Below are 5,140 nucleotides of genomic sequence, written 5' to 3'. Positions count from 1 at the left end.
ATGAATAATATAGAAAAACTGCAAAAAGCTATTGCACAGAACGAAATTTTTGATTTTTTAGTTGGAAAAGGAGAATATGAAATTAAATTGTATGAGGCAAATATGCCAACAGATACAATAACAGTTTCTCGTACTATCAAAAACTATATAAAATTAAACCCAAATTTTGATAAATCTGAATTTTATAAAGCATTTTATGAATTAAGCAAATCGGAATGGTCTTGGTTGATTGTGTATTATATGCAAGATAGTGAATTAGATTTTATTTCTTTTACAAATCTTTTACCAAATTTGAGGGAACAAAAAAAATCACTCTCAACACGAAATGAATGGATATGTTTTAATTTTGGTGATGATTGTCCTAATTTGTGGAGTGTTGTAATGTACGAATTGAATGCAATGAATGGGAAAGGTATAAAATTACCTGACTTATCTGATTGGTAATGCTTCAGATGTGTTGTTAAAAAGTTTCTTGAAATACTGAAAACAACGCCCAAAAGTGGAGTTTACAAGCGTGGCAATACGCTTTGGGATGCAAGGGGAATATTCAATTCTGATGGTTCGATAATATGTTTTTGTTACGACATTTTTGGCAGAAGAATAGAAAAGAAAACCGCAAGGTCAACTACTCATTTTGTTTGAGGCGGCAACGCCCTCCTGCGCGAGTGGGACTACAGCCCCAATGAAAACCGCAAGTGCTGACCGATGACCTCGGGCGAACGAGTTACGATCGAAAAGAGCCGTACACCAATCTCATTACATGGGTGTATGACGGTGGTAGTTACACCCCGGTGGCAAAGCTCACCGAGGAGGACAGCTACAGCATCGTGCAGGACTATATGGTTACGCCCATACAAGCTCTCGACAGCAAGGGTGAGGTGGTTTGGGACTGCATCCTCGACATCTATGGAGATGTACTGGAACTGAGAGGGAAACGAGACTTCATACCCTTCCGTTTCCAAGGTCAATACGAAGATGGGGAAACAGGACTGTATTACAATAGGTTCAGGTATTACGACCCGAATAGCGGTACTTTTATATCACAAGACCCAATTTCTATTTTAGGAGGATTTAATATTTACGCCTATGTTCATGATGTGAATAGTTGGGTGGATGTTTTTGGGTTAAGTAAGTATAGTCCCATTGAAGTTTTGGGAAGAAAAGTATATCAAAATTCTGCTGATTTTGGAGGAGGAGTTCCAACATTCGTTGACCCCATTGTAGGAAAAACCAATCCAACAGTACAAAATTACTTGATGCAGGAGCTTCGAATTATGATTTGATGAGTAAAGGATACGCTCCTATCGGTATTGACGGAAAACAAATAAACCTACATCACGTTATCGGTGCTGAACCAGGTCCGATGGTTGAACTATTGGACAGTACTCATAAAAAGTATTATAAACCATTACACGGCTTAATAGAAAACGATAACAGTTTTAGGAACAACAGAACTCTCAAAAATCAATACGAAAAATTTCGTAAAAATTATTGGAAGGAAAGAGCAAAATCATTCAAAAAAGGTTGTCATTAATAATAATATTTTATGGATTATATAACAAGATTAAAACAAAATGAGGAATTTGAATATTGGTTAGAAGCTGATAACGAGCAGATTCTTTATATTGAAAATGAGTTAAATATTAAACTCCCAAAGCAATACAAGAAATTTTTATCTCAATGCGGAATGTGTAATTATGGAGATGTTAATATACTTGGGATAGCAAAAGATGAAAATAGTGTTACTTATTCGGTCGTGGAAGTTACTAAACAAATGAGAAATGAAGTAAATCTTTCTAATGATTTAATTGTTCTTAATTACGAAGTAGGCGAATATCTAACCTTATACAAGGTTTCTGAAAATCAAGAATTAGAAGATAATACGATTTATGGAGCAAACGTCAGGTATGATGACACTGAAAAAATGTACATTGGAAGAACAGAAAAATTATTTTCATCGTTTGAAGAGTATTTTGAGGATTTTATCGAATTAGGTTCTTAAATTTAACTTGCCTCAATCGAAGAGCAGGTACTCCCGAACGGAGGCAAGGCAGACAGGATCGCCATTGAGCATGAATATGACCAATGGGGCGGACACACAGGACTGCGGAGTTCTCTCGGAGCGGAGCAGAATACCTCCTACACCCCACTTGGGGAGACGGAGGCCCTCCATGCCCGGCAGTCAGAGGAGTCAGACGCTTGGGAAAGCCGTATCCGCTACGATGAGAGGGGACGCGAGATAGAGCGCTTTGCCACGGGTGGCGTGCGCATTACCTCGGAATACGACTTTGCGGGGCGTCTGGAGGCAAGGTGTACCTATGCGGAGACGGAATCGCGCGGACACCGCTTCTATGCATGGAGAAGGAACGACAGGCTGCTTTCCATGCGGTCTCACCTGAGGAAGTCTCCCGTAATGTACGACTATGACAGCTTCGGCACCCTCGTCGGTGCATCGCTTGACATGAGCGAGTGTCTCTTCAAGACTCCCGACATCATCGGCAACGTCTATCGGGACAGGGATGCTAGGGGACGTGTATATGACAGGAGCGGCAGGCTGCTCAAGGATGAGAAGAACTACTATCGCTACGACGGGGAAGGCAATCTTATCCTCAAGAGCACTCGCAATGTCTTGGAGCCTCCCGTGATGCCGCAACCCAAGGATTGGCTTGACTATCTCTTCACGCGAACCACGCCCAATGACAAGGAACTGCAGGCTCATTATGGCTGGCAACAGGGAGATACCGCTTACGAGTGGTACGGCAATGGCATGCTCAAGAGCGTACGCACGCCCGATGGTGCCATCATAAGGTTTGAGTACGATGCCTTGGGCAGGCGTACCCTTAAAGAGACGCACGACACATGCTATCGCTATGCCTGGGACGGCAACGTGCTGCTGCACGAGTGGAGTTATGACAGGCGGGAAAAGCCGAGGACACAGCAGGATGAATTGGGGCGTATCCGTTATGATAGACAGGAACCGTACACCAATCTCATTACATGGGTGTATGACGGTGGTAGTTACACCCCTGTGGCAAAACTCACCGAGGAGGACAGCTACAGTATCGTGCAGGACTATATGGGCACGCCCATACAAGCCCTCGACAGCAATGGTGAGGTGGTTTGGGACTGTATCCTCGACATCTATGGGGATGTACTGGAACTCAGAGGAAAACGAGACTTCATACCTTTCCGTTTCCAAGGACAATACGAAGATGGGGAAACAGGGCTGTACTACAACAGGTTCAGGTATTACTCGCCACATACCGGAAACTACATTAGTCAGGACCCGATAGGGCTGACTGGTGGGAATCCTACCCTGTATGGGTATGTGAGAGATAGTAATATAACGTTAGTTCGACGAATTCAGAACAGAGCAAGCTGTGTATCAATAGTCCTTTGTACATTGATACACGGCTTTTTTGGGAACAGGCAATAGGCTGCAATAGCGCCTAATAAATTGACGATAAAATTGTCAAAGCATCTATGTCTGGAGTGCTCCACCTGCGCAATATTCTTGAGCTCATCATTCACAGTTTCTATAATGGCTCTTTTTCTGAGTAAGAGTCTGTCAGAAACGCTCATCAAAGCTCCTTTCATATTGCTTTTCAGCTTGGTAATAAGTTGTATTCCATCCACGAAAAGCCTTTGGAAGAGATTCTTGCCGATGTACCCCTTGTCGCCGACCAGCTTGCCATATATGAAATCTATAAACGCTTTGTATTCCAATGGCTTACGATCATCAACATCTCCCGGTGTTATCATAAAGTTGAGAAGTTCTCCTTTCTCATTACAAATCAAATGCAATTTGAAACCGAAGAACCAACCCATGGAGCATTTTCCTCTTTGGGCTATACCTTTGAAAACCTTGTGAATATGTATTCTTTGGTTCTTGCAGACGCGCAGTGGTGTGCTGTCAACAAAACTTATGCCCGTGCATTTTCCTAACAAGACTTTCTTGATAAACAAAGCGAGTGGAATGACAACCTCCCTTTCCAATTCTACTATACGGTTGTATGAGACAACTTTAGGAAACAAATTACGCAGATGCTTACATACTTTTTCAAGATAGAAATGTTTAAAGCAGCGATAACCAGAGTCGTGAAAAAGAATCATTATTAGCATGACTTCTGCCTTTGACATCGTGGAATCTCGATGATACTTTCTTTTTCCAGTAGGCTTTAGCGTATATTTTGCCACCATTGCATCAAAAAACTTGCAGAAATCATCTGCCATACAAAATATTTCAGTAACTTTGTCCTCGGTGATCATAGCGATTTTTGTTTGTAATTGTTTGTAAATCAATATCTTAAAGTTACAACAAATTTCGCTAATCACCAAATTTATAGACACTTATAATTCGTCGAACTCACGTTAATCTATGTTTTGTGAAATAGCCTATTGGACATATTACCTTTGTTCCAAGAATAAATACTTAGTTAGGGAGGGTACTGTTACATTTGTATCTCTAATGTTTACATCCATTCATGAATATACTAATATTGCCTGTATAATACAACTCGTTGGGTATTACTTCGGGTATAATATACTTGGCTGTATTAAGATTGGAAGCAGATACGATCCTTTCAGTTGGTTTATTGGCTTAATACTTATATCACCATTCCTTTGGTTTAACTATAAAAGATATTTCAATATTGTTAAATTAAATAAGACCATAGAGAGATATGCCTCTATGAGTAGAGGAAGGCATATAGCTGGTATTCTTTGTTATACAATTTATGTAATCCTAACATATTATATCTTATATCTGATTGCAAGTTCCTAATAAACTGCGCTAATAAACTTATCGAGATGTTTAAGGCTTCCAAGATATTACAGATAAGAATCAGAAGAACAAAGTCTCTTTTTAACATCCGTATCACACTATACTTTCCTGCTTGTTTTGTCAAGTGTATATATTATCTGTATTGACTCATATTTTGTTATGGACTACTTATGGGTGAATAGCTTATCTCCCTTATTGCATTCTTGACTTAACAAAGGAGATAGGAAGTTATTAGATAATAATTCAGAATTTCTATAAGATATTGTGGAGTCAAATTGCTCCATGATTGAAAATAATCCCCCAAAAGGAGTGGGACTCTCAGATTTAATTTGTATCTTCACCATGTCTATCGTCAGA

General features: G+C 40.1%; 7 protein-coding genes. 5 read left to right on the top strand and 2 right to left on the bottom strand.

Going from position 1 to position 5,140, the window contains the following annotated elements:
• The 5 genes from HMPREF0650_RS13235 to HMPREF0650_RS13630 all read left to right on the top strand — a co-directional run.
• Positions 1 to 444 (top strand): hypothetical protein (locus HMPREF0650_RS13235; RefSeq protein ID WP_004348328.1); only part of this gene is annotated, 444 nt, incomplete at its 5' end.
• A 251-nt stretch (positions 445 to 695) separates the two neighbouring features.
• The gene (locus tag HMPREF0650_RS13635) at positions 696 to 1,283 is read left to right on the top strand and encodes an RHS repeat-associated core domain-containing protein (protein ID WP_004348327.1); all 588 of its coding nucleotides are present in this window, start codon (positions 696 to 698) and stop codon (positions 1,281 to 1,283) included.
• Positions 1,283 to 1,534: an HNH/ENDO VII family nuclease gene (locus HMPREF0650_RS03175; RefSeq protein ID WP_050774834.1), complete on the top strand. Its 252-nt coding sequence runs from the start codon at positions 1,283 to 1,285 to the stop codon at positions 1,532 to 1,534. Before HMPREF0650_RS13635 ends, HMPREF0650_RS03175 begins: the two co-directional genes overlap by 1 nt.
• A 12-nt stretch (positions 1,535 to 1,546) precedes the next feature.
• Positions 1,547 to 2,002, top strand: coding sequence for an SMI1/KNR4 family protein (locus tag HMPREF0650_RS03170; RefSeq protein ID WP_004348325.1), 456 nt, complete (start codon positions 1,547 to 1,549; stop codon positions 2,000 to 2,002).
• 261 nt (positions 2,003 to 2,263) lie between these two features.
• Complete coding sequence (locus HMPREF0650_RS13630; RefSeq protein ID WP_081454843.1) at positions 2,264 to 3,436, top strand: RHS repeat domain-containing protein; 1,173 nt, start codon at positions 2,264 to 2,266, stop codon at positions 3,434 to 3,436.
• Here the strand turns inward: HMPREF0650_RS13630 and HMPREF0650_RS03160 are convergent.
• Both HMPREF0650_RS03160 and HMPREF0650_RS13355 read right to left on the bottom strand, forming a co-directional pair.
• Complete coding sequence (locus tag HMPREF0650_RS03160) at positions 3,364 to 4,269, bottom strand: IS982 family transposase (protein ID WP_081454844.1); 906 nt, start codon at positions 4,267 to 4,269, stop codon at positions 3,364 to 3,366. The genes HMPREF0650_RS13630 and HMPREF0650_RS03160 overlap by 73 nt on opposite strands.
• A gap of 678 nt (positions 4,270 to 4,947) precedes the next feature.
• Positions 4,948 to 5,140, bottom strand: a 193-nt coding sequence (locus HMPREF0650_RS13355; RefSeq protein ID WP_040562300.1) for a hypothetical protein, incomplete at its 5' end; no start/stop codon positions are given.

The sequence above is a fragment of the Hoylesella buccalis ATCC 35310 genome (genome assembly GCF_000177075.1).
Taxonomy (GTDB): Bacteria; Bacteroidota; Bacteroidia; order Bacteroidales; family Bacteroidaceae; genus Prevotella; species Prevotella buccalis.
This window is presented reverse-complemented; position numbering and strand designations above follow the sequence as displayed.

Excerpts from the sequence above, each read along its gene's own strand:
- HMPREF0650_RS03175 (WP_050774834.1), top strand. The coding sequence starts at position 1,283 with ATGAGTAAAGGATACGCTCCTATCGGTATTGACGGAAAACAAATAAAC.
- HMPREF0650_RS03170 (WP_004348325.1), top strand. The coding sequence starts at position 1,547 with ATGGATTATATAACAAGATTAAAACAAAATGAGGAATTTGAATATTGG.
- HMPREF0650_RS03160 (WP_081454844.1), bottom strand. The coding sequence starts at position 4,269 with ATGATCACCGAGGACAAAGTTACTGAAATATTTTGTATGGCAGATGAT.